Source organism: Wenzhouxiangella sp. AB-CW3 (assembly GCF_014725735.1).
GTDB lineage: Bacteria > Pseudomonadota > Gammaproteobacteria > Xanthomonadales > Wenzhouxiangellaceae > Wenzhouxiangella.
In genome coordinates this window covers 3602629-3626799 of the sequence record NZ_CP061368.1, presented here as the reverse complement: position 1 = coordinate 3626799, position 24171 = coordinate 3602629, and the positions used below count along the sequence as shown (strand labels likewise).

Sequence of the window (24171 nt, the reverse complement as noted above, 5' to 3'; positions counted from 1 at the left end):
TCGATTTTACTGCCGACGCTGGCTCAGGGTCGGGCAGTCTGTCCGGGTGCCGATCTGCCCGGGGCGGTCGACATTGCTGCTGGATTCAGGGAAACCGCGACATGGATATTACCGAACTGCTTGCTTTCACCGTCAAGAACAAGGCATCCGACTTGCACGTGTCGGCCGGGCTGCCGCCGATGATTCGGGTTGACGGGGACATTCACCGGATCAACACGCCGGCGATCGAAAACAAGGACATGGCCGAGCTGATCTATTCGGTCATGAATGACCACCAGCGCCGGGACTACGAGGCCAACCTTGAAGTGGACTTTTCCTATGCCGTGCCCGGCCTGGCCCGCTTCCGTGTCAATGCCTTTCATCATCACCGCGGGCTGGGAGCGGTTTTCCGTGTCATTCCCAACGACATCTTCTCGCTGGAGGATCTGGACGCGCCGGCTGTTTTCAAGGACATCGTCGAGGTGCCGCGTGGCCTGATCCTGGTCACCGGCCCGACCGGCTCGGGCAAGTCCACCACGCTGGCGGCGATGATGGATTACCTCAACAAGACCGTGCCGGGGCATATCCTGACCATCGAAGACCCGATCGAATTCATTCACACCCCCCAGCGCTGCCTGATCAACCAGCGCGAGGTCAGTCGCGATACCCACGGTTTCAACCAGGCCCTGCGTTCGGCCCTGCGTGAAGACCCCGACATTATCCTGGTCGGCGAGCTGCGCGACATGGAAACCGTTCGCCTGGCCCTGACTGCCGCCGAAACCGGTCACGTGGTCTTCGGCACCCTGCATACATCGTCGGCGCCCAAGACCATCGACCGTATCATCGACGTCTTCCCCGGCGACGAGAAGCCGGTGGTGCGATCGATGCTGTCGGAATCCCTGAGGGCCGTGATTTCGCAGACCCTGCTCAAGCGCATCAGCGGGGGCCGGGTGGCCGCTCACGAGATCATGATCGCCACCTCTGCCATCCGTAATCTGATTCGCGAGGACAAGGTTGCCCAGATGTATTCGGCGATTCAGACAGGTCACAATGTGGGTATGACAACGCTCGATCAATGCCTGATCGAGCTGGTGCGTCGCGGCGTGGTTTCCAAGCATGAGGCCCAGCGCAAGGCCCAGAACAAGCAGGCGCTGGCCTGATCGAAGCCATCGGCTCAGGAGAATTGAAGTATGAATACCGTTCAGGACTGGCTGCACAAACTGCATGAAACCAAGGGTTCCGACCTGTTCGTGACCGTCGGTGCTCCCCCTTGCATCAAGGTCCACGGCAGGATCAAGCCGCTGACCCGTGAAGCGCTCACGCACGATGCCGTGGCCGACATCATCGACAGCGTGATGACGGCCGATCAGCGAAAGGAGTTTCACGAGACCCACGAATGCCAGTTTGCGGTTTCACTGGAAGGCGTGGCCCGTTTTCGCGTCAGTGCCTTTTACCAGCGCAACAGCGTCGGCATGGTCTGTCGTCGCATCGAAACCAAGATTCCCTCCTTCGATGAACTCGATTTGCCGGAATCGCTCTCCGAGCTGGCCATGGTCAAGCGCGGCATCGTTATCCTGGTCGGGGCCACCGGCACCGGCAAGTCCACCACGCTGGCGGCCATGGTCGGACATCGCAACGTCAACGCTTCGGGTCACATCATCAGCATTGAAGACCCGATCGAGTTCGTGCACAAGCACCGCAAGAGTCTCGTGACCCAGCGTGAGGTGGGTATTGATACCGAGTCCTTCGAGGTGGCGCTGAAAAACACGCTGCGGCAGGCGCCCGATGTGATTCTCATCGGCGAGATCCGGACCCGGGAAGCCATGGAACATGCCATCACATTTGCCGAAACCGGTCACCTCTGCCTGACCACGCTGCACGCCAACAACGCCAACCAGGCCATGGACCGTATCCTGCATTTCTTCCCCGAGGAACGACACCCTCAGGTGCTGCTGGACCTGTCGTTCAACCTGCGTGGCGTGGTCGCCCAGCAGTTGGTGCCGTCCATTGACGGCAGTCGCCGTCACGTGGCGCTGGAAGTCCTGCTCAATACCCCGCTGGTGCAGGAGAAGATCCGCAAGGGGGCGATTGAGGAGCTCAAGTCGATCATGAAGGACTCCGGCCACCACGGCATGGTGACCTTTGATCAGAGCCTGCTCAGGCTTTACCAGGAAGGATTGATTTCCTACGAAGAAGCCCTTCGCCATGCCGATTCTTCCAATGAGGTCCGTCTGGCGGTCAAGCTCAGCGAGGGCGGAGATGCCGAGTCGCTGTCGGGCAATCTGCAGAATCTTGATCTGGTGGACGATTCCCGCTAATTCCTGATTCCCTAACCATTACTTGCATCCTGATTAACATGGCATTAACCGCTGCAGGCGTAGCATTCAGGCTGTTGGTGTCAAGACGAGAGCCGGTTCTGCACCGACGGTTACGGGGCAATGTGGGCCCGGACGGATTGGTTTCTGTCCGGGCATTTTTTTACACGTCAGTGGTTCGACAAGACTCATGCGCATCCTGATCATCGAAGACAACCGGGATATCGCCGCCAACCTGGGGGATTTCCTGTCCGATCGCGGCCACGAGGTCGATTTTGCCTACGATGGCATCACCGGCCTGCACCTGGCCGTGGTCAACGAGTTCGATGCCATCGTGCTCGACCTGGCGCTGCCGGGTATGGATGGCCTGGAGGTCTGTCGCAAGCTGCGCGAAGAAGGGCGCAAGGAAACCCCGGTGCTGATGCTGACCGCGCGCGACCAGCTCGACGACAAGCTCAGCGGTTTCGAGTCCGGCGCCGACGACTACCTCGTCAAGCCCTTCGAGTTGCGCGAGGTGGAAGCCCGCCTGGCCGTGTTGTCGCGTCGCGGCCAGCGAATCAAGCCGCGTGAGCTGCAGGTTGGTGATCTGGTCTACAACCTGGAGACCCTGACGGTCAAGCGCGGCGATCAGTCCATCGATCTCAACCCGATCGGTCTTCGGTTGCTCGAAAAGCTGATGTCGGCCTCGCCGGCCGTCGTCACCCGTCGCGACCTGGAGCATCATGTCTGGGGCGAGGAGTTGCCCGACAGCGACAGTCTGCGGGTTCATATTCACAGCCTGCGTGCCGCCATCGACAAGCCTTTCGGCAGTCCCATGATTCATACCCGCCATGGCATCGGTTATTGCCTGGTTGCCCCGGATGAAGTACCGGCAGAGACTTAGAAGCCGACTCATACTGTCATTCCTGTTGTTCGGCACGCTGTTGAGCGTGCTGTTTGCAGGTGCGGTGCTGTTCCTGCAGAGCTGGCTGGTCGATGCACTGATTTCCGATACGCTGGAGCAGGAGATCGACCAGTACATCACACAGCTGCGCCAGGACCCCTCACAGGTCGAGCCGTTCTACAGCCGTATCGAAGGGTATGTCACTCGCCCCGGGCAGGCTGATATCGTGCCGACGGCATTCCGAGACCTGCCCACCGGCGTTCACGACGTCCAGTCCAACGACGCCTTCTTCAAGGCGGTGGTGCGCAAGCACGACGATTTCTGGGTGTTTCTGACCTATGACGTGTCCGAAGACCGCGAACTGGCACGGCGCCTGGTTTACGGCCTGGTGGCGGCAGTGATGCTCTTTTCCATTCTTTCCCTGACGCTGGGCGTCTGGTCTTCACGCCGCATCATGGCGCCGGTGACCGAGCTGGCCCGGCGGCTGGAAACCATGGATGAACATGCCGAGCCGGGCAGCCTGGCGCGGCAGTTTCCCGATGACGAGGTCGGTCAACTGGCCGCGGCGCTGGATGATTATGCGCATCGTCTCAAGGAGCTGGTGGAACGCGACAAGGCGTTCAATGCCGATGTCTCGCACGAACTGCGCACGCCACTGGCGGTGATTTCCGGGGCCACCGAGTTGTTGCTGTCGCAGCCCGACATGAGCGAACGCGACCGCGAACGCCTGCTACGAATCGCCCGCGCGGCCCGGCAGTCAACTGACATCACCACGGCGCTGCTGCACCTGGTGCGCTCCGAGCGTGAATCCGACAACCAGCGTCGTGCCAACGATGTCGGCAGCATTGCCCGCCATGTCATTGACAACTATCGGCCGCTGATCGGCGAACGCGACCTGAGTCTGGAGGTGGACGAGCAGGAGGCCGTCAATGTCATTGCCCCGGAGGCCGTCATTGCCGTCACCCTGGGCAACCTGATCGGTAACGCCGTGCGCTACACAAGCACCGGTGAGGTGAGGGTGGTCATCAGGCGCGGCGAGGCCTGCATTCTCGATACCGGGCCTGGCATTGCCGAAGAAGAGTTGCCACATGTCTTCGATCGCCATTTCCGCGGCCGCCAGGCTGATGGCACCAAAGGCTCGGGCCTGGGGCTTTCCATCGTCAAGCGCCTGTGCGACCTCTACGGCTGGGAAACGGAGTTCAGCAACCGACCGTCCGGCGGGCTGGAGGTCTGTGTGCACTTCTTCCCCGACCGGCAGGACGACTGAATGCGTCCGGCTATCACCCGCTGACTGGATTCGGTTACCCTCTGTCGCATGGCTATCATTCACTGTCCCGGCTGCAACCAGCGAATCTCCAGCGTGGCCAAAGCCTGCCCGCACTGCGATCTGCCCCTGGGCGAAATGAGCGACGAGGATGTCCGAAAGCTCGAACTCCGACGCTGGCGCAAGCGGGTCCACCGCGCCAGCAACCTGACCTACATGGCCATGGCGGCCATCATCATTGGCATCCTGTGGTGGTGGATGAGCTCCCCGGTGGCCTGGCAGTTGCCGCCGCCGGTGGTGACCATCATCCTGGTGATCTTTGGCGGAGCGGGCTATGTGGGCGGGCGTGTCTGGCTTTTCTGGCTGCGCATGCGCCGCAACCGGCCCGGCTGAAGGCTGGTCCGCCGGTGGCCATCGTGCTGCCCCGTCTGTAGATGGCCGTGGTCAGCGTATGCGTTCGACCCGCACCGCGCTGCTGTAGCCTTCCACCGATAGCCGCCAGGTCCCGAACATGCCGGGGCGAATGGTGACCTCCGGGCTGTCCATCTCCCGTACGGCGAAGGTGTCGCGTTCGGCCTGGCGCCAGACCATGCCGTTTTTCAGCTCGAACTCGGTGTTGCCGTGCCAGCCATTGAAGGTGCCGGCAATGCGGCTGTTGATAGGCTCTCGGTCGGCTTGTTCAGGCAGGCCACGGCGATCGCCCGGCTCCTCCGGGGCATCCTGCTCAGCGGGGGCGGTATCGGTCGGCTCCGTGGGCGGATCCGCGTCTGCCGGTTCGCTGGGCGGTTCGGCATCGACCGGTTCCGTTGGCGCGGTGTCGTCGTCCAGTTCCTCGGTGGGTTCGGGGTCGACCGGCTCCGTCGGCGCAGGGTCTTCCTCCTGTTCTGCGGCCGGTTCGGCATCGTCCGGTACTGCCGACGGCTTGGCATCTTCATGATGCTCTTTCGGCATCAGCGAATGCTCGCGAAGCCACTGGTTCAGCGTCTCAAGCTCTTCTTCGCTGAGCCTGTAGAGGCCGGTGTCGCGAAACTCCCGCCCGGTCATCCGCTCTTCCAGGGTCTTGAAAGGCTGTTGCGATGCTTTCAGGGGTACAGCGACGGCCAGTGTCAGCAGAATCAATGCTACGGTGCGTGAATATGCAGGCATCACGGTCAAACCTTGTCCTGGAGTTGGGGTGCGCTCGCCCTTCGCTCAGAGGTCGTGCTTGTAGCGCACGTACGGAATGCGACCGTAAATGTTATCGCTCGATTCATCAAGCCGGCTCTCGGCACCAGGCTCATCGGCTCGCGGCATGGTGTCGAGAACATTGCTGACGCCGACGCTGATCGAAGCGTTGCGCAGCGCCTGCCATGAAAGTTCCAGGTCGAACGTATGCAGGGCCGAGGGGGCCGTGCTGGCTTCGTTGCTCAGGCCAAGCCCCGAAGGCATTTCGAGGTGGTTGCCCAGCATTTCACCGCTGAAACGCCCACGGCGCCAGCCCAGCATCAATTGTGCGCTGTTGCCGTACTGGGCGGCTCTGGGGCCAAGCCGGGCCGATTCGTCCACGGGAAGGCCGAAGTCGGTCATGCTCATGCGCTGGCGATAACGCGCCAGTTGCAGGCCCACCAGGAAATCGCCCACGCGCTCGGTCTGAATGCCGAAGCTGACATTGAAGTCCAGTCCCTCGGAGGCCGACGAGCGCGGGTTGGGGTAATGGCCAGCCGGCTCGCTGGAAAAATCATGTCCGCCCTGCTGCATTGCCAGAATGGGCGATGGCGGTTCCGGCTGGCTCTGGAATGCTCCAAAGCCGAACTGCAGCCCCGGGGTGGCCGTCCAGTTGCCGCGTACCTGGACCAGGTTGACGGAGTCCGCGGGTAGGGGCTGGTCGACAAAGCGACAGTCCTGTGCCAGGTAGGAGTCAATGGTCAGCGTGGCGCTGTTGCACTGGATATGGGCCAGGCTGGCGGTATTAAGCTGCCAGGTCTCCAGCGACCAGGAAAACGACGCGCCCTGTTCACTGCGGGCGTCCGGTTCGGGAGACCAATGGCTGTCAGGCAGGTTCATCGTCATGCGCGGCCGCATGCCCGGCAAACCCAGAGCATCATGGTCGGAGATCACGTTCGGAACCGGGCCTCGCTCGGGGATAATCGACCACGGCGTCGAATCGTGCGCCATGGCGCCCGTTCCGGCCATCAGCAGGGTGGTCATCAGCAGGCTGTGCCTAAGAGCGGTCATTACTTGGTCCCGAAATCCAGCTGTCTTCTTCCCGCCCCCTTAGAGTGCAATACCGGGAATAAGTTTTCCTCATCACCAAGTCTAGCAGAGCCGGGCCCGAGATGCACCTGCAGATTTCACACGCAAATGCCCGGAATCATGGCAGAAATGGGTCCCTCGTCACGGTCGGGGGCGAACTGGTTCGGGCACGCTGCATGTCCGGCCTTTCCGCGGGCCTTGTGTGGCCGGCCGGGCGGCGGCACAATGTCCGGTTTCTCCGCCATTGCCCAACCAAGGCCCCAGCCATCATGACCACCCGCCGAGACCTAGCCAACGCCATTCGCGCCCTGTCCATGGATGCCGTCCAGCGTGCCAATTCCGGCCACCCGGGCATGCCCATGGGCATGGCCGATATCGCTGAAGTGCTGTTCAACGATTACCACAGGCACAATCCCGCCAACCCCGACTGGTGGGATCGCGACCGTTTCGTGGTTTCCAACGGCCATGGTTCCATGTTGCTCTACTCGGTGCTGCACCTGACAGGCTACGACCTGTCGATTGACGACCTGAAGAACTTTCGCCAGTTGCACTCGCCGACGCCAGGCCACCCGGAATACGGCGAGGCGCCGGGCGTGGAGACCACGACCGGTCCGCTGGGGCAGGGCCTGGCCAATGCAGTCGGCATGGCGCTGGCCGAAAGACTGCTGGCCGAACGCTTCAACACCCACGAGCACACCATCGTCGACCATCACACCTGGGTGTTTGCCGGCGATGGCTGCCTGATGGAAGGGGTGTCGCATGAAGCCTGTTCGCTGGCCGGCACCTGGGGCCTGGGCAAGCTGGTGGTGTTTTACGACGACAACAACATTTCCATCGACGGCGAGGTCGACGGCTGGTTCACCGACAACACGCCCGAACGCTTCCGGGCCTATGGCTGGCAGGTCATCGATGATGTCGACGGCCATGATGCCGCGGCCATCGGCCGGGCCATCGAGCAGGCGCAAACCAATACCGATCAGCCCACACTGATCTGCTGCAAGACCGAGATTGGCCATGGCTCGCCCAACAAGAAGGGCACGGCCGGTGTGCACGGTGCGCCGCTGGGCGATGATGAGGTTCAGGCGACCCGCAAGCAACTGGACTGGCCGCATGCCCCTTTCGAGGTGCCCGACGAGATCCGGGCCGGCTGGGACGCACGCGAGACCGGTGCCGAGCGAGAAAAGCAATGGCAGGCCAGGTGGCGTGCCTATCGCGACGCCCATCCCAAGCTGGCCGCCGAGCTGGAGCGCCGCATGTCGGGTGCGCTGCCCGAGGATTTCGATCGTATCGTCGCCGACATTCTCGGTCGCATGCAGGCCGATAATGGCACCGTCGCCACGCGCAAGGCCTCGGGCATGAGCCTGGAAGCCTTCGGCCCGCATCTGCCCGAACTGCTGGGCGGTTCGGCCGACCTGACCGGTTCGAACAATACCAACTGGTCGGGCAGTGTCGATATCATGGATGATGCCGCCAACGGCAACTACATCTACTACGGCGTGCGTGAGTTTGGCATGACCGCCATCGCCAACGGGCTGCACCTGCATGGCGGTTTCATACCCTACACCGGCACCTTCCTGGTGTTCTCCGACTATGCGCGCAACGCGGTGCGCATGTCGGCCCTGATTCCGACCGGTGCGATTCATGTCTACACCCATGACTCCATCGGACTGGGTGAAGATGGGCCGACTCATCAGCCGGTCGAACATGTCTCCAGCTTGCGGTTGATTCCCAACCTCGATGTCTGGCGTCCGGCCGACAAGGTCGAGACGGCTGCTGCCTGGGCCGCCGCGCTGGCTCGTCGCAACGGTCCCAGCGCCCTGGTGTTGACCCGTCAGGGGCTGCCGCACCTGCCGCGTGATTCCGAGCAGGTCGCCTCCATCGGCCGCGGTGGCTACGTACTCAGCGATCCGCAGGCTGGCGATCCGCAAGCCGCCATCATTGCCAGCGGTTCCGAGGTCGGGCTGGCCGTTGCCGCTGCCGAAACCCTGGCCGCTGAAGGGATCGGCGTGCGTGTGATCTCCATGCCCAATCCTGACTTGTTCATGGCCCAGGATGCCGATTATCGCGAATCGGTCCTGCCCGCGGCGCTGGATACGCGAGTGGCCGTCGAGGCGGGTGTGAGCCTTTACTGGCGCCACATTGTCGGGCCCGGCGGCAAGGTCATCGGCATGGACAGTTTCGGCGCATCGGCACCGGCCGGTGAACTCTTCAAGGAGTTCGGGTTGACTACCGAGGCCGTTGTCTCGGCGGTGCGCGAGGCAATGGACTGACACAAAGCGCGCAGGGATGAGCGGGTCATGGCGCCGGAAAGTCATGGCCTGTCACCCGTCCCCAACTTCACTTGGTCCTTCGGTCGTCGCCACAGTACAATTCACGCATTCCCTCAAAAACAATCACTGCGGAGAGAATCCATGTCCATCAAAGTCGCCATCAACGGCTATGGCCGTATCGGCCGTAACGTTCTGCGGGCCCTGTACGAGTACAACCGCAACGACGAGGTTCAGATCGTCGCCATCAACGACCTGGGCGATGCCGAAACCAATGCGCATCTAACCCGTAGAGACAGCGCCCATGGCGTGTTCAATGCCGAGGTCAAGGTCGAGGGCGACCACATGATCGTCAATGGCGACAAGATCCGCGTGCTGGCCGAACGCGATCCCTCCAAGCTGCCCTGGAGCGAGCTGGGCGTGGATGTGGTGATGGAATGCACCGGGCTGTTCGCCAGCAAGGACAAGGCCTCGGCCCATCTGAGCGCCGGTGCCCGCAAGGTGTTGATCTCCGCCCCGGCCGGCAAGGATCTGCCGACCATCGTCTACGGCGTCAACCACGGCATTCTCAAGGAAGGCGACGACATCATCTCGAACGCCTCGTGCACCACCAACTGTCTGTCGCCGGTGGTCAAGCCACTGCACGAGAAGATCGGTCTGGAATCGGGCCTGATGACCACCATCCACGCCTACACCAACGACCAGGTACTCACCGACGTCTATCACAAGGATCTGCGTCGCGCCCGTTCGGCCACCATGAGCCAGATCCCGACCAAGACCGGCGCGGCCGCTGCCGTCGGCCTGGTCCTGCCCGACCTCGACGGCAAGCTCGACGGCTTCGCCATGCGCGTGCCCACCATCAATGTCTCGGTGGTGGACCTGAGCTTCGTGGCCAGTCGCGATACCACGGTCGATGAGGTCAACAGCGTGGTCAAGGAAGCCAGCGAAGGCGAGCTGGCCGGCATTCTCGGTTACAACACCGAGCCGCTGGTCTCCATCGACTTCAACCACGACCCGCGCTCGTCGATTTTCGATTCGACGCTGACCAAGGTTTCCGGTGGCCGCCTGGTCAAAGTGCTGGCCTGGTACGACAACGAGTGGGGCTTCTCCAACCGCATGCTCGACACCGCGCTGGCCCTCTCGCGCGTCTGAAAAGCGGTTCACCACAGAGGCACAGAGGACACAGAGAAAAGACACTAGTGGGCCATGCGGTTAATAAGGTAACGCTCAGAGCCACTGTGCTGGCGCGAATCAAGGCGCGTTTCGCAGGGAATGGCAGCGTCCTTGCCAAGAAACGCAACGCCGAGTCGCGCCAGCACAGTGACTCCCGAAGGGCCGTCGCACAAGCGCCGTGGGCAGGGCAGGCGAAACCGCATGGCGACTTTCGCGTAGCGAATGAAGCCTTGCGAGTGGAGCCGCTGCACGTGTTCCGCTCGCTTGAATTGGTACGGCCAGTCCTGCGCTCGCGCGCCTTGCCCACGACGCTTGTGCGACGGCTGAGTGTTACCTTATTAACCGCATGGCCCACTAGAGTTCATTTGTGATCTTCTCTGTGAACTCCGTGTCTCTGTGGTGAATGATTCTTTGAATTTGCAGGAACGACCATGAAAACCCTCGACCAGGTTGAACTTGACGGCAAGCGCGTTCTCGTTCGCGCCGATCTCAACGTGCCCATTCGCGACGGCCAGGTCACCTCGGCCGCGCGCATCAAGGCGGCCCTGCCCACCATCCGCCAGTGCATCGATGCCGGTGCCGCGGTCATGGTCATGTCGCATCTGGGCCGACCGGATGAAGGGGGGTTCGACGAGGAGTTCACCCTGGCCCCGGTGGCTGAAACTCTGGGTGAGCTGCTGGGCCAGCCGGTCGAACTGAAGCGCGACTGGATCGACGGCGTCGACGTGCAGCCGGGTCAGGTCGTCCTGCTCGAGAACGTCCGTTTTCTCAAGGGCGAAAAGGCCAACGACGAGTCGCTGGCAAACAAGATGGCCGCGCTGTGTGACGTGCTGGTTTTCGATGCCTTCGCCACCGCCCACCGGGCCCAGGCCTCCACCGCCGGCGTAATCCGCCAGGCAAAAATCGCCTGTGCCGGGCCGCTTCTGGCGCGCGAAGTCGAGGCGCTGGACAAGGCACTGGCCAAGCCGCAACGCCCGCTGGTGGCCATCGTGGGTGGCGCCAAGGTCTCGACCAAGCTGCAGGTGCTGGAAGCCCTGATCGACAAGGTCGACCAGCTCATTGTCGGCGGCGGTATTGCCAATACCTTCCTGGCCGCCGCCGGCTACAAGGTCGGCGCATCACTGTATGAGAAAGACCTGGTCGACACCGCGACGGATCTCATCAAGCGCGCCGAGCAGAAGGGTGCCGCCATCCCGTTGCCCACCGATGTGCTCACCGCCGAGCGCTTTCACCAGGACGCCCACGCATCCCTGCGCGATGTTGGCCGCATCCATGCCGACGAAATGATCCTCGATATCGGTCCCGAGTCCGCCGGCAAGCTCGCCAGCATCGTCCGTCAGGCCGGCACCGTGATCTGGAACGGACCCGTGGGTGTGTTCGAGTTCGAGGCTTTCCACTCCGGCACCCAGGCCATCGCCCACGCCGTGGCCGCCTGCGATGGCTTCACCCTGGCCGGCGGCGGCGACACCATTGCCGCGATCGAAAAGTACAAGGTCGCCGACCGCATCGACTACATCTCCACGGCCGGTGGCGCATTCCTGGAGTACGTCGAAGGGAAGGAGCTTCCGGCGATCGCTGCGCTGGCCGATTGAGCCGTGTCGGCTGGCCCGGAGAAATCCCGGACAGCAGCGTCATCCGCGCAATGGGCATTCACAAGGTCCAGAAGACCACGAAAAACAATATTGCACGGTAAATCTGCAGAAAGACGGTCAACCACAGGGTCATTCCGACGGCGGCCAGGACGGCACGAACTCTGCCCAGTCCGTATGCCCGACAGAAGCTGATGGTGCTCCAGGCCAGAATCAGCGAAAGGCTAATCGATGATGCCATCAAGTCGTCCCGGCCAGGCTCAATCAGTCCCGCGTAAATTGCCGCAATCGTCAGCCAGCCGCCGACCAGGCTGAAGAGCACCATGACTGCGGTCCAGTGGGTGGTAAAAACCAGGTGTTTGACCACCGACTCCCGGCGCCGGCAGAAAGCCAGCAGCGGAAACAGGGTGGCCATTGGCACCAGCACGATGACGAGCGAGCGGGCCGTGATTTCGGAACGGCGGTTGAACTCGCGCGCATAGTCGACCAGCCGATCCAGCGCCGCTTCAGTCGTCTCATCGAGCTCGACATCTCCACCGGCCGTTACGAGTTCTGACCAGGTTTCTGCTTCCAGGCGCGGGTCATTGAGTTCACGATTGACCCAGTCCAAAGCCACAGCACGGTGCGGAAACGTGCCCGAGGTCATATGCACCTGCAGCGGCGTGGAAAACGTGGTCCAGCCGGCCGAGAGCAGGAAGAACAGCAGGTTGATCAGCAAAAACAAATGCAGCGGGCGCATCCATCCAACCCGTCGGCCGGCCATGTACTCGCTGGTCAGCAACCCCGGCCTGAACAGCAGCGCTCGCAGGCTGCCCCAGAAACGGCCTTCCAGATTGACCGCCGCCTCGGCAAATTCGGCAAGGTATTCGCGTAGCGAAACATCCCCCTGGCCTCCGAGCGCGTTCGCCACAAGCCGAACACCAGGGCCCTGTCAGGCGGGCCCCGCAACATGCACAGACAGATCTGCCGGATTCCTTCAAAACGCGTTGCTCCCTCGACAGCGATTCGAACAGAGTATCAGGAGGTATGCAAGGGTCGCGGGCCGCAGGGTTCGCCTGGAATGATCAAGGCGCATCCGCCAACGTCCAGTATTACCCTCAAGTCAGAGGGTTTGACCTTCCTGTTTCCCGATATACAACAGCCCGGGCAAAATCTTCGAAGTCGTCCAGGTGCCGGGTGACGATTGCGAAGACAATTTCCCAGTCAATCTCCTGGTAGCTGTGGATGGCGATATTGCGAAATCCCACCGCCGCTTTCATCCGGTCGGCCACTGGCCGGGAAATGACCCCGGCGTTGGCCAAGCGGTCGAAACTCTGGCCCATGGTCTCGGGTGGGGCTTCATCTGTTGTAACCAGTAGGTGCGAGGCAATGTCCACACACAACTGAACGGCCCGCGTCAGATTAACGCTCAGGATGTCCTGAACATCGACGTCTTCCTTCAAGGCCTGTACGGTCTCGGGGCGTCGCTGCCGAATCCGCCCCAGACATCGGCGAAGCGACTCCAGCTTTTCATGAATTACTGCTGAAGCCATGCCTTTCGCCTTTCGGCCAGTAGCCTGTCTCGGTAGGGCATGAAGTCCGCCTGGTCGAACAGGTGCCGACTAAGCAGTTCGGCATGAACCTGGTCGCTACCCAGAACCCGCTTTCCTGAAGCAAGAATCTGCCCCAGCATGGGTTCTCCAATCGCATTGATATCCACCAGGTCGACGCTGCGTCCGGTCTGGTCGGCCAGTTCGCGAATCAGTGCCATTTTCTGCTCGCCGGTCATCACGCTGTCGCCGGCCACCGCGATATCCAGGTCGCTGTCAAAACGAGGCTGACCGGTCGCCAATGACCCGAAAACGATCGCCAAACGGAGACCGGGCTTCCCAGCGAGGCAATCGCGAATCTTGTCAATGTCGCTCGAAGCGTTCATGGGTGGAGTATATCGCGGGCCTTGCGATGCTGCAGAATGGACAGCTTGACAGAGGCGGCTAAAGGGGGCAGAACAAGCGGATATGATGGCCACCCGCAAGTTGTCCCGACTTTGGTGATCTCGATGGCCAGTGATCATTCGCTTTTCTCATGCCGGTACGAGGAAGGCGGTCCTCCGCTTCAGGACCCGGCAAGGAAAACTGGCGACACTGCATTTTCCAGACCGAGCCCTGAAGGAAAGGGCGGCAAAAATTCTTGCTGAATGCTTGCGTAGATGAACTGCCCGCGCCGTTTATCGGCGCGGTGGTTCGGCATGGTGGATGTTGAGCCTTGCCGGTTGGGGATCCTCCTTGTGTTGCTGCCATTGTTTCCACTGCACGATGGAGATCGAGGCCTGCAGTGAGTAGTCCAGGGAAATCCAGCTGGATCGGTTGTTGTCGCCATAGTCCGGCTGACCGGGCAGCAGGTTGATCGATCCGCTGTCGGTTTGTACCGTGGTGTTGAAGGGTTCGGCCGCGGGCGTGTTGGCGAAGTAGATGGCGTCGATCTGCGGATAGGTGATGGTGACGTCGCTGACCTTGCGCTGATGGGCTTGCGCGCCGCTGGCGTCGATCCAGTTGCCGTCGTCGTCTTGCAGCGCGCATTCGGAGGTCAGGCCACCGAACTGTGCGGCAATCGGGGGCACGTTGATGTTTTCATCGGCCACTGAGGCGGTGCCGTGGCAGGACATGCATGAGCTGAACGCCTTGTCGGCCGGGCCGTTGAGGCGGGAGTTGCAGCCCAGGTGTCCGGGATGTGCGTACTGGTTGGGCCCGCCGTCGGCATTGAGCATGTCCACGGTATCCCAGAAGATCACCATGTCCTCAAAGCCGTTTTTCCGCGGGTCGTCCGGGTAGCCGGAAGCAAGCTGGCCCTCCGGTGGCGTGGAGTTGCCCCACATCACGCCCAGCGGGGAGATTCGGTTCCACGGGTTGTCCTTGTCGGCCTTGCGCTGGCCGTCGGCCACGAAGGTGCCGAACACCCATGCCGTATCCGGCGCGCGGGAGTCCTTTATCGCGAAGTCGAACTGCAGCAGTGTGACTGGCCCCCATCGCTCCTGGCTGCGTGGGCATTGCCGGCTCTGCTCGGCCATGGTGCAACGGGACTCGCCATCCGGAGGCTTGCAGCTGCAGAAATCCGGCGAGGAGATGTTGGCATTCCAGGCCGGCATGTTCTCTAGCATCGGCATATGCTCGGCAGACAGGGTAGTGAACAGTGGCTTGCCGATCACCGCGCCTTCGTCAAAGGAAACATTGTCAGTGGGCAGGGTGGGTGTCCCTTCCGGCCCCCAGATCGTGCCCAGGGTGTAGGCTGCCGTGGGATTGAAGATGCCCACCGCCCACATCGTGCCGTCAAGCAAATCGCTTGCCGTGTTCATGCTGTAGGCAACCGGCGCTTCCCGCGTCAGGCCATGGGTAAATTCCCGCCCGCTCATGACGTCGTAGGTCTGGAACGGTATGTGGAACCAGGGCCGCACCTCGTTGTTGCAGACATCCCAGTCGGTAGTGATGCTGCCACTGTCGATGTTGCCTTCCTGGATGTAGGCCATGACCAGCCAGCTGTACTCCTCGGCCAGTTCCGCCCGCAGGTCGGGGTCGGTGTCGACTTCGAACATGGCATCGAAGCGCTCATCCCGCCAGGGCTGGTCGGCCTGTTCGTCCACCGGCTGCGGGGGGTAGGCATCACTCAGGCGAAAGACGGGACCGTCATAGCCGGCCGGAGGCTGATTGGAGACTTCCTGTGCCGCGTACATCTCCGGAAATGCCGGATCCTGCCAGTAACTGGGGTAGGTTCCGGTGCAGGTGCCGTTGCCGTTGGCTTCAGCCAGGCGGGCGTTTTCTGACGGCAGAGGCTCCTCGTCGGCCCGATCGTTGGCGTCGGGTTGCGGTGGCTCGGTGCAGGCGACGAGGCCAAGTAGCATGGCGATCAGGCCATATCGTGCTGTCGTGGCCAGCGCACGAGCGGCTGCTTTGCACAACGATGAAAAGGCACGGGGCGAGATGGTGGTCATGGTATTCCTCCCACTGTTCATCCTGCCCCGTAAACGATCAAACCACATGTCTGCAGGGATTGCAAGTTCTTGCTGCCGCTCATACCTCCCCGCCCTTTCACGACAAAGTTGGAATGGATGAAGAAGTGACTGTGGAAGTCCGCTGAGGGGCTGCGCCAGGCATGCAAAACAGCACCGTCCGGGAGGGGCGTCGGGGCCAGGAGTCAGATGGCAGCCCCTTGACCGCGCCGTCATCTGGTGGCAGTTTCAAACGTTGTTCTGGCATGCAGGAGACAGCGATGACGAGATTGATGCGGACTGGATTGGCTGGCCGCCTTGGTGTGGCAGCCTTTCTTGGCATTGCCCTGGCAGTTGGCTCGCCGGTACCGGCTTCGGACCGGGCGGTGGTTTTTGGCGAGGTGGCCATTGTCGACACCCGCGACGGCCAGGTGCTGGAAGGCCAGACGGTCGTCGTTGTCGATGGGATGATTGATCAGGCCGCCGCCACGGATGAAGTCGAAATACCCGCGGATGCAAAGGTTATTGATGGCAGTGGCCACTACCTGATGCCGGGGCTGGCCGAGATGCACGGTCATCTGCCGTTTGCCGGGCCGGATGAGGCGTTGGTGGGCGATCTGCTGTTTCTCTATGTGGCCAATGGTGTCACCCTGGTGCGGGGCATGCAGGGGCATGAAGAACAGTTGCGGGTGCGCCAGGCCATCGATGATGGCCAGTTGCTTGGACCCCGGTTGGTGCTGGGCAGTCCGGCGATGGGCTGGGGCAACACGCCAGAGGTCGATGAGGCGCCGGGCTTGATCGAGGAATTTGCCGGAGTCGGGTTTGACCTGGTCAAGATCGGCGAGGGGCCGGATCCGGAAACTTTCGAGGCGCTGCGACAGGCGGCCGAGGCCCATGGACTGCCGCTGGCCGGGCATGTGCCCGACGAGGTCGGACTGGAGGCGGCGATGGCCGCCGGCATGGTGACCATCGATCACCTGGACAATTACGTCGAGGAACTGGTGCCGGAAGACCAGCGCGCCGATATCGCACCGCTATGGGGTGTGGCTTCGGTGGCCAATCAGGCCCAGTTGCAGCGGCTTGACGATCTGGTCGAACTCACCGCGCGTTACGGCACCGCACAGGTGCCGACCATGGTGTTGTGGGAAACCTTTTTCGGCGGCGAGAAGCCCGGAAAGATCCGCCGCGATACGCCGGAAGCGCGCTACGTGCCCACCGAAATGGTCGACAACTGGGAGGCGTCGCTGGCGAGTCTGCGTGAAACCATCGGCCATCCGGCTGGCGCCCGCCAGGTGGTCACCCTGCGGCGTCTGGCCTTTCAGCGCCTGCACCAGGCCGGCGTGCCGTTCCTGCTTGGCACCGACTCGCCGCAGTTGTTCAGCGTGCCCGGTTTTTCCACGCACAGGGAAATGGCACTGTGGGTCGCACTCGGCATGACGCCGGCAGAGGTGATCCATGCCGGTACCTGGGCGGTGGCCGAGCATTTCGATGAACTGGACCGTGCCGGCTCGGTCGCCGAAGGCAAGCGCGCCGATCTGATTCTGACATCGGCCAATCCGCTGGATGATGTGGGTGCCATTGCCGAGGCCCGTGCGGGGGTCATGGTGGCCGGCCAGTGGCTGCCTGAAAGCGCGATCAGACAGCGGCTTGATGACATGGCCGACAGCCGGCGCGACTCTGAACAACCGTAAACCTGCTGACCCGGGCTGTGCCCGCGTTCACCAGGATTGAATCAGGACGGTGGACAGGATCAACCCGGATGGGGACAGGCCGGCCCGCGCTGCGGGCCTGGCCAGGGAGACATCGGACTTGAAGGCAAAGCGGCCAGACTCACAAGAGGGGCCTCGAACTGTTGCCCGGTCCCGGCCGGGAGGGGCGGGTATCCGTACGCGCCTGTACCTGCTGTGCCTGGTCGTTTCTCTGGCCATCGTGGTCCTGGTCGGCTTGAGCTATGTCGGTTTTCAGGCGCTGTCCGGTGCCCGTGCCTACGTCCATGGCGAAAGCCAGTGGGCCAAGGCACAGAAGCAGGCCGTGATCTCGCTGCTTGAATATGCCGCCAGTGGCCGACCCGTCGCCTTCGAACACTACCGGGAAGCACTTGAAGTCATCCGTGGCGATCAGCGAGCCAGGATTGCACTGGAGGCGGACCGGCCGGACATCGAGGCCGCCAGGGAAGGGTTCCTTGCCGGCCGGAACCATCCCGAAGATATCGACCTGATGATCCGGATGTTCCGCCATGCCACTCACCTTCAGGAGTTCGAACGCGCGGTACAGGTATGGGTTGAAGCAGAGTGGCGAATCGAGCAGGTGGAGCAGACGGCTCAGGCCCTGCGCTCTGTTGTCGACGAGCAGGGTACGGAAGCAGCGGCGATTCAGTCGGTCATCGAGCAGCTGCTTGAGCTGGATCGAGAGCTGACGATTCTTGAAGATCGCTTCTCCCTGCATATCAGTCGGCTGGCTCATCAACTGACCCGTCTGGTCGCCATCAGCATGGTGGTTTTGTCGCTACTGCTGATTGTTGGCCTCAGTGTTCTGGGCTGGTATCTGACGCGCAAGGCCGAACGCGATGAAAAAGCATTGCGCGAGAGCGAGCAACGGTATCGCGCACTGGTCGATCAGCCCGAGGTCGGTATGTGGCATATCGACCCCGAGGGACGCATTGTCTACATCAACCCCGCCATGCGCGAGATGATGGGGGTCGCGGCGGACCTGAATGTGTCCGGGCAGTCCATCGATCAGTTCATCCTGGCTGAAGACCGGAAGGCGATTCCCGAGGATCGTCTGCGGCGCGAGCAGGGCGAAACCACCACGCGGGAGATCCGTTTGACTGACGGTGGCGGCGGTTACCGCAACGTCCTTATTCATGGAGCCCCGGTCATGCTGGCGGGGGGGCGGCTGGCGGGCCACGTGGGTACTTGCGTGGACATTACCGACCGCAAGCGTGCCGAGGAGCAGCTTCGTCGGCAAGCTCACTACGATGCGCTGACGGGTCTGCCGAACCGGTTCCTGTTCATGGACCGGCTGGAGGTTGCCCTGCGTCGTGGACGACGTGATGGGCAGAATCTGGCCCTGCTCTTTATTGACCTGGACCGCTTCAAGGTAATCAATGACAGTCTCGGGCATGTTTCCGGCGACCGCATGTTGCGCGAGGCGGCGAAGCGTATCAAACAGGCCGTTCGCGAGGTGGATACGATTGCCCGGCTCGGTGGAGATGAGTTCGGACTGATTGTCGAGAACGTGCAGTACGATGCCGATGGAATCACGCTGGCAGATCGGATCATTGAAGCGTTGCGAGCCGGGTTCGAACTCAATCGCTTCAAGTCGAAGGTTTCTGCCAGTATCGGGATCGCGATTTCCGGCGACAGTGAAAGCCCGGCCGATCTGTTGCGGTTCGCTGATATTGCCATGTACGTGGCCAAGCGACGCGGCGGCGGTCAATGGCATATATTCGATCCGGAACACGATGCTCATGAAGAACAGCGCCTGCACCTGGAGAACGAGCTGTGGGCGGCCGCCGAGAACGACGAGCTGGTGTTGCATTACCAGCCGATTGTCGATCTGAGTAAGGATCGTGTGGTTGCAGTGGAGGCCCTGTTGCGATGGCAGCATCCACGCCTGGGGCTTCTGGGGCCTGATCGGTTCATTCCCATCGCCGAGGAGAACGGCGCCATCGTCGATATAGGAAGGTGGGTGGTGGATCGGGCCTGCCGGGACTACGTGACCATGAAGCAGCGACTGGGTGCGAAGGCCCCCACGGCAGTATGCGTCAATATCTCGGCAGCCGAGTTCCGCCTGGGTGATCCCACGCAGTGGGTGGGCAGCGTTGCCAGTGAACATGACCTGGAGGCGGGCGAGCTGTGTTTCGAAGTAACCGAGAGCCTGCTCACCAACAGCCTGGAGGTGGTTGGCGAGCTGGAGCAGCAGGGCTTTCCCGTCGCCATTGACGACTTCGGTACCGGCTATGCATCGCTGGACCTGCTGCGACAGGTCCGCTTCAGCACGATCAAGATCGACCGCACTTTCATTCAACGCGTGATCGACAGTCCAGTGGATCATGCACTGGTCGAGTTCATTCTGCAGCTTGCCCAGCGTCTGGACATGAAGGTGGTCGCCGAGGGGGTGGAAAACGAGCAGCAGGTCGAATTGCTTCGCGGCATGGGACTGCGGCTGGCCCAGGGCTATCTGTTCTCACGGCCGGTCGATATTGATGCCTTGGTACAGCAGCTCGAGAGTTCCTGATCGACTGCCACGATTCAGTATTTTTCTTATAGGGGTTCGGTGCTTTGCCCCTCTTGTCGCACTTGCCACGTGCTGAATGAACCTTTTATCCGCCACACTCGTCTTTCAGGCAAACCAGGGAGTAATTGAATGAAACAGCCTGAGGAGGATCTGATGGTGCTGGCTGCACAAGATGGCAATGAGCGGGCTTTCGAGTTCCTGTTCCATCGCTATCACGACTCCCTGCTGCGCTTTGCTACTGGTCTGTCCCGCGACCGGGAGCTGGCCCGCGATGCGGTGCAGGAGGCCTGGTTCGGTATTTCCCGCCGACTTCGGCGTCTCGATGACCCGCGTGCATTCAGAAGCTGGGTATTTCGGGCCGTGCGCTGGCAGGTGCTCGATCGCCTCAAGGCCCGGCGGGACTCGCATGTGCCGCTCGATCAGCAGGAAATCGCCGCACCAGCCGATGATCGGGTCCAGCAGGGCCGGGCCCTGGCCGAGTGGATCGCGGAGTTGCCCGAGCTGGAGCGTCAGGCGCTGCACCTGTTCTATCTGGACGGGATGAAAATTGCCGAAATGGCCGCCGTGTTGGAAATTCCGGCCGGAACGGTAAAGTCACGGCTAAATCGTGCACGCAATCAACTGCGAGCATTGGCAGAAGAAGGAGATGATGATGAATATCGATGAACGAATCAAGCGTGAACTGGAACAAGACACTGACCGGATCGACGAGATCCTGGCCGAACGCGACAGCCTTCTGGATCGGCTCAAACCTGCCTACCGAGGCGGATTGAAACGTTATGTCTATCTGACTACTGTCATTGCCCTGGCGCTGACTGCGCTGATTCTATGGTCCGGTTTTCGGTTCTTCACCGCGTCGAGTGCCGAAGATCTGGTCTACTGGGGCGTGATCCTGATCGTGGTGCTACTGGCGCAGGTTGCAACGAAACTCTGGATCTGGATGGAGATGCACCGCGCCTCGATGGTGCGGGAAACCAAGCGCCTTGAGATTGCTGTTGCGCGCTTGACCGATCAGGTCGAGCGGGGCCGCGAGGCGCGGTGATGGGTCGGGTCTGGTGTGACAGGTTCAGAATGATGTGACAAATGACACTGTCATTGGGTCAACGGTTGGACTAGATTGCAAGCTGTGGAAGCCGGTCCGGCTTGGCTGGTGTAAGCGCCCAAGGGAGATTGAACACGATGGCACATGGTGATGAACGCATAGATCGGCTGCGCATTCGCGAGCCTGAAAGCCAGCTTGCCTCCAGGCACTGGCTGTGGCTTGCGGCGGCCATCGCTGCGGTCCTGGCCATCGGTTCGAGCCTCTGGTGGTGGAGTTCGCCGGGCGTGGCCGAGGTCGAAGTTGTCGAGCCAAGACAGGTCAGTAGTGGCAATCAGGCCCGGCGCAGCGCGGTGCTGGATGCCTCGGGCTATGTCGTTGCGCGCCGTCAGGCGACGGTGTCGGCCAAGGTCACCGGCAAGATCGAAGAAGTGCTGGTGGAAGAAGGTATGGAAGTCGAGATCGGCCAGGTGCTTGCGCGTCTGGACGATGTGCTCGATCGCTCCGAGCTGGCACTGGCGCAAGCACGTCTGCGCGCGGCTGAAAGTGCCGTTCGAGAACTCGAGGTTTCCCTTGCCGATGCCCGGCGTACATTGAGTCGTCGCAAGGAGTTGCGTCAGCGCGATTTGGCCAGCCAGTCCGATGTGGATGAAGCCGAAACGCTGGTCGATCGTTTCGAGGCCCAGGTGCAGGCACGTCGCGATGATGTGGCGATTGCCCGCCTGGCCGTGGAGCTGCAGCAGCAGCGGGTCGATGAGCTGACCATTCGTGCGCCATTTTCCGGCGTGGTGGTGGCCAAGGCCGCTCAGCCGGGAGAAATGGTCTCGCCGATTTCGGCCGGTGGCGGTCATACCCGTACCGGCATCTGCACTATTGTCGACATGGGCTCGCTGGAAATCGAGGTCGATGTCAACGAGGCCTATATCCAGCGCGTATCGCCCAAGCAGCCGGCCACTGCCATACTGGACGCCTACCCCAACTGGGAGATCCCGGCCCGTGTCATTGCCGTGGTGCCCACGGCCGACCGGCAGCGAGCCACAGTTCGGGTGCGGGTGGGTTTCGAGGAAACCGATGCCCGCATTCTGCCCGAAATGGGGGTTCGGGTCCGTTTCCTGGAACCCGACCGGGTCAGTCAGGACTCGACGCCGCAACCGGCTTCGGGTGTGCTTCTGCCAGCCAGCGTGGTGCATCGCGAGGAGGGTCGCAACGTGGTGTACGTGGTGACCGACGGACGGCTCGAGCGCCGCGGTGTGCAGGTGGCGGAGCAGCGCGACAACGAGATCATGATCAGCGCCGGCGTACGCGCCGGAGAACAGGTTGCGGCCGTGGGCCCGGATGTGGTGCTGCGCGACCGACAGCGAGCAAGAATCATCAGAGGAGAAACGCCATGAGTGAAACGGCGATGGCCGTAGCCGGCCTGACCAAGACTTATCGCAAGGGCAAGGAAAAGGTCGAGGTGCTGCATGCGCTGGACCTGGAAGTGCCGGAAGGCGATTTTGTCGCGTTGATGGGGCCGTCGGGCTCGGGCAAGACCACCCTGTTGAACCTGATCGGCGGGCTGGACCAGCCGGATTCCGGAGAGATCCGCGTGCACGGTGAGAACATCGAGCGCTTTTCCGGTCGGCAACTGGCCCGCTGGCGCTCGCGCCAGGTGGGTTTCATCTTTCAGTTCTACAACCTGCTGCCGGTGCTCAACGCGCAGCGCAACGTCGAACTGCCGCTGCTCCTGCGTCGCATGTCGCGCAAGGAACGTCGCGAGCGCGCACTCAACGCGTTGGATATCGTCGGCCTGGCCGATCGCGCCAGTCACTATCCGCGCGAACTGTCCGGTGGCCAGGAGCAGCGCGTGGCCATTGCCCGCGCCATCGTCAGCGACCCCGGCCTGCTGCTGGCCGACGAGCCCACCGGCGATCTGGACCGGTCCACGGCCGAGGAAATTCTCGGCCTGCTCACCGTGCTTAATCGAGAGCATGGCAAGACCATCATCATGGTCACCCACGATCCGGCCGCGGCGGCCTACGCACAGCGTACCGTGCACCTCGACAAGGGCCGGCTGGCCCAGGCGGCTTGACATGATCAGCCTGCATTTGATGCGAAAGAACCTGGGGCGCAAGAAAATGCGCACCACCCTGACGGTGCTGTCGATCATCGTCGCCTTTGTTCTGCTGACCTTGCTGCTGGCCCTGAGCCGGGCGTTCAGCATGGGGGTGGAGATGGCCGGGGCCGACCGGTTGATCACCATGCACCGGGTATCGTTTATTCAGCCGCTGCCGCTCAGTTACCTCAACCGTGTCGAGTCCATCGAGGGGGTGACCGCGGCCACCCACTTCAGCTGGTTTGGCGCCTACTACCAGGACCCGCGCCGCCAGTTTGGCCTGATGCCCACCGACCTGTCCCGGTTCAGCGACATCTATGGTGAGTTCGAGATCGACCCCGACCAGTTCCGGGACTTGCAACGAAACAGGATGGGTCTGCTGGTGGGCGAGGCCATGCTCGATGCCTTCGGCTGGGAACTGGGCCAGCGCGTACCAATCGGCTCGACCATATTCCCGCAGCGTGACGGCTCCTATGCCTGGGAGTTCGACATCGTCGCTACCTTCCGTGGTACCGGCGGCGGTGGCGACGAAATGCAGGCCTACGGACATTTCGATTACTTTAACGAGGGGCGCGCGTTCTACCAGGACATGGTCGGCTGGATCGTGACCCGAGTCGAAGACCCTGACAACGCCGAGGAAATAGCGCGCCAGATCGATCAACGCTTTGCCAATTCGCCGACCGAAACCAAAACCTCCACCGAAGAAGGATGGGTGGCCGGCTTTGCCGCGCAGTTCGGCAATATCGGCCTGATCGTGCAGGCCATTCTGGCCTGCGTGTTCTTCACCCTGCTGCTGGTGGCCGGCAACACCATGGCCCAGTCGGTGCGCGAGCGTACCGGTGAACTGGCGGTGATGAAAACCGTCGGCTTTACCGACCGCCAGGTGCTCGGCCTGGTGCTGGGTGAAAGTCTGATGCTTGCATTGCTTGGCGCCGGGCTGGGCATGGCACTGGGCTTGTTGTTCCTCGGTGGGGCACGAACGGCAGTGGGGCAGTTCCTGCCCGGCCTGGCCTTGCCGCCCGGTGCGTTGGTCACGGCGGCCGGGCTGGCGGTGCTGCTGGGATTGATTACCGGCATTGTGCCGGCGATCCGGGCCATGCGCCTGAACATCGTGACTGCACTGGCGAGGAGATAA

The 24171-nt window shown here is 62.0% G+C and carries 21 protein-coding genes; 15 read left to right on the top strand and 6 right to left on the bottom strand.

Annotation, left to right across the window (positions count from 1 at the left end):
• The first annotated feature begins 101 nt into the window (after positions 1–101).
• The 5 genes from IC757_RS15625 (at position 102) to IC757_RS15605 (ending at position 4834) form a co-directional block, all read left to right on the top strand.
• Positions 102–1139 (top strand): type IV pilus twitching motility protein PilT, encoded by a 1038-nt coding sequence (locus IC757_RS15625; protein ID WP_190975204.1) that lies wholly within the window; start codon positions 102–104, stop codon positions 1137–1139.
• 30 nt (positions 1140–1169) lie between these two features.
• Positions 1170–2297, top strand: a complete 1128-nt coding sequence (locus IC757_RS15620) for a PilT/PilU family type 4a pilus ATPase (RefSeq protein WP_190975203.1) — start codon at positions 1170–1172, stop codon at positions 2295–2297.
• Between the two features lie 187 nt (positions 2298–2484).
• Complete coding sequence (locus tag IC757_RS15615; RefSeq protein WP_190975202.1) at positions 2485–3177, top strand: response regulator transcription factor; 693 nt, start codon at positions 2485–2487, stop codon at positions 3175–3177.
• Positions 3125–4444, top strand: coding sequence for a sensor histidine kinase (locus IC757_RS15610; RefSeq protein ID WP_190975201.1), 1320 nt, complete (start codon positions 3125–3127; stop codon positions 4442–4444). The genes IC757_RS15615 and IC757_RS15610 overlap by 53 nt, the downstream gene beginning before the upstream one ends.
• A gap of 48 nt (positions 4445–4492) precedes the next feature.
• Complete coding sequence (locus IC757_RS15605) at positions 4493–4834, top strand: hypothetical protein (RefSeq protein ID WP_190975200.1); 342 nt, start codon at positions 4493–4495, stop codon at positions 4832–4834.
• A 51-nt stretch (positions 4835–4885) separates the two neighbouring features.
• Here the strand turns inward: IC757_RS15605 and IC757_RS15600 are convergent, their stop codons facing one another.
• Positions 4886–5590 carry a hypothetical protein gene (locus IC757_RS15600; protein WP_190975199.1) on the bottom strand — a complete coding sequence of 235 codons (705 nt, stop codon included), beginning with the start codon at positions 5588–5590 and terminating at the stop codon, positions 4886–4888.
• 42 nt (positions 5591–5632) lie between these two features.
• Positions 5633–6655 carry a hypothetical protein gene (locus IC757_RS15595; protein ID WP_190975198.1) on the bottom strand — a complete coding sequence of 341 codons (1023 nt, stop codon included), beginning with the start codon at positions 6653–6655 and terminating at the stop codon, positions 5633–5635.
• 287 nt (positions 6656–6942) lie between these two features.
• On the opposite strand from IC757_RS15595, the gene tkt reads away from it, so the two are divergent.
• The 3 genes from tkt to IC757_RS15580 all read left to right on the top strand — a co-directional run bounded on the left by tkt (position 6943) and on the right by IC757_RS15580 (position 11705).
• Positions 6943–8943 carry a transketolase gene (gene tkt, locus IC757_RS15590; RefSeq protein WP_190975197.1) on the top strand — a complete coding sequence of 667 codons (2001 nt, stop codon included), beginning with the start codon at positions 6943–6945 and terminating at the stop codon, positions 8941–8943.
• A gap of 141 nt (positions 8944–9084) precedes the next feature.
• On the top strand, positions 9085–10092 hold the full coding sequence (gene gap / locus IC757_RS15585) for a type I glyceraldehyde-3-phosphate dehydrogenase (protein ID WP_190975196.1): 1008 nt from the start codon (positions 9085–9087) through the stop codon (positions 10090–10092).
• Positions 10093–10544: 452 nt separating this feature from the next.
• Positions 10545–11705: a phosphoglycerate kinase gene (locus tag IC757_RS15580; RefSeq protein WP_190975195.1), complete on the top strand. Its 1161-nt coding sequence runs from the start codon at positions 10545–10547 to the stop codon at positions 11703–11705.
• Positions 11706–11763: 58 nt separating this feature from the next.
• On the opposite strand, the gene IC757_RS15575 is transcribed toward IC757_RS15580, so the two are convergent.
• The 4 genes from IC757_RS15575 to IC757_RS15560 form a co-directional block, all read right to left on the bottom strand.
• Positions 11764–12612, bottom strand: coding sequence for a DUF3667 domain-containing protein (locus IC757_RS15575; protein WP_190975194.1), 849 nt, complete (start codon positions 12610–12612; stop codon positions 11764–11766).
• 187 nt (positions 12613–12799) lie between these two features.
• Positions 12800–13234 carry a type VII toxin-antitoxin system HepT family RNase toxin gene (gene hepT / locus IC757_RS15570; RefSeq protein WP_190975193.1) on the bottom strand — a complete coding sequence of 145 codons (435 nt, stop codon included), beginning with the start codon at positions 13232–13234 and terminating at the stop codon, positions 12800–12802.
• Positions 13219–13617: a type VII toxin-antitoxin system MntA family adenylyltransferase antitoxin gene (mntA, locus tag IC757_RS15565; RefSeq protein ID WP_190975192.1), complete on the bottom strand. Its 399-nt coding sequence runs from the start codon at positions 13615–13617 to the stop codon at positions 13219–13221. The genes hepT and mntA overlap by 16 nt, the downstream gene beginning before the upstream one ends.
• A gap of 291 nt (positions 13618–13908) precedes the next feature.
• Entirely contained in the window at positions 13909–15666 is a 1758-nt protein-coding gene (locus tag IC757_RS15560) for a hypothetical protein (protein WP_190975191.1), read from the bottom strand.
• A 278-nt stretch (positions 15667–15944) separates the two neighbouring features.
• On the opposite strand from IC757_RS15560, the gene IC757_RS15555 reads away from it, so the two are divergent.
• From IC757_RS15555 to IC757_RS15525, 7 genes are all read left to right on the top strand, one after another.
• Positions 15945–17354 (top strand): amidohydrolase family protein, encoded by a 1410-nt coding sequence (locus IC757_RS15555; protein ID WP_190975190.1) that lies wholly within the window; start codon positions 15945–15947, stop codon positions 17352–17354.
• Positions 17355–17472: 118 nt separating this feature from the next.
• Positions 17473–19902, top strand: a complete 2430-nt coding sequence (locus IC757_RS15550) for a putative bifunctional diguanylate cyclase/phosphodiesterase (RefSeq protein WP_190975189.1) — start codon at positions 17473–17475, stop codon at positions 19900–19902.
• A gap of 129 nt (positions 19903–20031) precedes the next feature.
• Positions 20032–20568 (top strand): RNA polymerase sigma factor, encoded by a 537-nt coding sequence (locus IC757_RS15545; RefSeq protein ID WP_190975188.1) that lies wholly within the window; start codon positions 20032–20034, stop codon positions 20566–20568.
• Positions 20549–20944: a DUF6768 family protein gene (locus IC757_RS15540; protein ID WP_190975187.1), complete on the top strand. Its 396-nt coding sequence runs from the start codon at positions 20549–20551 to the stop codon at positions 20942–20944. The genes IC757_RS15545 and IC757_RS15540 overlap by 20 nt, the downstream gene beginning before the upstream one ends.
• A gap of 137 nt (positions 20945–21081) precedes the next feature.
• Positions 21082–22332, top strand: a complete 1251-nt coding sequence (locus tag IC757_RS15535; protein ID WP_190975186.1) for an efflux RND transporter periplasmic adaptor subunit — start codon at positions 21082–21084, stop codon at positions 22330–22332.
• The gene (locus tag IC757_RS15530) at positions 22329–23012 is read left to right on the top strand and encodes an ABC transporter ATP-binding protein (protein WP_190975185.1); all 684 of its coding nucleotides are present in this window, start codon (positions 22329–22331) and stop codon (positions 23010–23012) included. Before IC757_RS15535 ends, IC757_RS15530 begins: the two co-directional genes overlap by 4 nt.
• Position 23013: 1 nt before the next feature.
• Positions 23014–24171, top strand: coding sequence for an ABC transporter permease (locus IC757_RS15525; protein WP_190975184.1), 1158 nt, complete (start codon positions 23014–23016; stop codon positions 24169–24171).